Source organism: Dellaglioa sp. CoH-57-MRSF-19, from assembly GCF_056781975.1.
In genome coordinates this window covers 1-866 of record NZ_JBXAXW010000037.1, presented here as the reverse complement: position 1 = coordinate 866, position 866 = coordinate 1, and the positions used below count along the sequence as shown (strand labels likewise).

The window sequence follows — 866 nt, the reverse complement described above, 5'->3', positions numbered from 1 at the left end:
GAAGAAGCCAGTCGAAGACGACGAGGACGAGGATGAAGATGATGACGGACTCGACGACGAAGACGAAGATGAGGACGACGAACCCCCGAAGAAGTCTAAAAAGCAGGTGAAGAGCAAGAAGAAACCTGTCGATGAGGACGACGAGGACGAGGATGAGGACGACGACCTCGAAGATGAAGACGAGGATGACGAGCCACCAAAGTCGAAGAAGAAAGCGCCGGCCAAGGGAAAGAAAAAGCCCGTCGATGAAGCTGAGGACGACGAAGACGACGACCTTGACGAAGATGAGGACGACGAGGATGAACCTCCGAAGAAGTCCAAAAAGCCGGTGAAGGGCAAGAAGAAGCCAGTTGAAGACGACGAGGACGAGGATGAAGACCTCGACGATGAAGACGAAGACGAGGATGAGCCGCCCAAGAAGAAAAAGGCCCCGGCAAAGAAAGTAGCCGCCAAGAAGTCGAAGAAGAAGCCCGTCGAAGAAGACGAGGATGAAGACGAAGACGACGATCTGGATGACTGATCGTAGTAAATAAGTAGGACAGGGGCCCAGCAGACAGAACCTGCTGGGCTCTCTTTGTTTAAGTGGTGATCTAATGGCAATTGGTATCAATCTTGGACGTGACGAAGACTCACCGCCCTCTTTTGAGGAATATGACGGAAGCATACTAAGTCACAAATACCTTATGGACTCCTATGAGTTCGGCCGCTCATCACCCGCACCAGAAAAGACAATCAGTACACCTAGCTACATGGCAACGAAAAAGGCGGCTCCCGCCAAGACCACGAAGAAGGCAGCATCCGACGAAGTTCTCGAAGAGATCGAGAAGGCAACTAAGACCCCGAAGTTCGACGTGCGTGCGTTTTAC

The 866-nt window shown here is 52.0% G+C and carries 1 protein-coding gene and 1 pseudogene; both read left to right on the top strand.

Translation table 11 applies throughout. The features are described 5' to 3' along the window. Positions 1-520 (top strand): annotated as a pseudogene (locus AC1RO3_RS08025) (hypothetical protein); the annotation flags it as partial. 73 nt (positions 521-593) lie between these two features. Beyond that, positions 594-866, top strand: a 273-nt coding sequence (locus tag AC1RO3_RS08020; RefSeq protein ID WP_481763933.1) for a hypothetical protein, incomplete at its 3' end; no start/stop codon positions are given.